General features: G+C 48.7%; 1 protein-coding gene. It reads left to right on the top strand.

Annotated elements, in window-relative coordinates; all coding sequences use genetic code 11:
- The coding region (gene tuf / locus HMPREF3144_RS09175) for an elongation factor Tu (protein ID WP_070477560.1) at nucleotides 1-1157 on the top strand (1157 nt) is incomplete at its 3' end.

Below are 1157 nucleotides of genomic sequence, written 5' to 3'. Positions count from 1 at the left end.
ATGGCAAAAGGTAAGTTTGAACGTACCAAACCCCACGTAAACGTTGGTACTATCGGTCACGTTGACCACGGTAAAACCACTTTAACAGCAGCGATTTGTACTGTACTTGCAAAGGAGTACGGTGGTGATGCGCGTGATTATGATCAGATTGACGCAGCTCCCGAAGAGAAAGCGCGTGGTATTACCATTTCTACTTCACACGTAGAGTACGAAACGCCTACTCGTCACTATGCGCACGTTGACTGCCCGGGTCACGCCGACTATGTTAAAAACATGATTACCGGTGCGGCTCAGATGGACGGTGCGATTTTAGTATGTTCAGCAGCTGATGGCCCAATGCCTCAGACGCGTGAGCACATCTTATTATCTCGTCAGGTAGGTGTTCCTTACATTGTAGTGTTCTTAAACAAAGCTGACTTAGTTGACGATGAGGAGTTAATTGAGTTGGTTGAGATGGAAGTACGTGAGTTGTTAAGCATGTACGAGTTCCCAGGCGACGACACCCCAATCATTAAGGGTTCTGCTCGTTTAGCCCTTGAGGGTGACGAGGGTCCATTAGGTAAGCAAGCGGTACTTGCTTTAGCTGAGGCTTTAGATACTTACATCCCAACGCCTGAGCGTGCGGTTGATGGTACTTTCTTGATGCCGGTTGAGGACGTGTTCTCAATTTCTGGTCGTGGTACCGTAGTGACTGGTCGTATTGAGCGCGGTGTGATTAAAGTGGGTGAAGAGATCGAGATCGTTGGTATCCGTGAAACACAGAAAACCATTTGTACCGGTGTTGAGATGTTCCGTAAGTTATTAGACCAGGGTGAGGCTGGTGATAACGTGGGTATCTTACTCCGTGGTACTAAGCGTGAGGATGTTGAGCGTGGTCAGGTATTGGCTAAGCCAGGCACCATTAAGCCACACACCAACTTCTCTGCTGAGGTGTACATCTTATCTAAGGAAGAGGGTGGTCGTCATACGCCATTCTTCCAAGGTTACCGTCCTCAGTTCTACTTCCGTACAACGGACGTGACCGGTACCATTACACTACCGGCGGACAAAGAGATGGTACTTCCTGGTGATAACGTATCCATGGATGTAGAGTTAATCGCTCCTATCGCTATGGAAGAGGGCTTACGCTTCGCTATCCGTGAGGGTGGTCGTACCGT

It is taken from the genome of Oligella sp. HMSC05A10, from assembly GCF_001808335.1.
Taxonomy (GTDB): Bacteria; Pseudomonadota; Gammaproteobacteria; order Burkholderiales; family Burkholderiaceae_B; genus Oligella; species Oligella urethralis.
The sequence above is the reverse complement of the archived record's forward strand: the minus strand, read 5'-3'. Positions and strand labels throughout refer to the sequence as shown.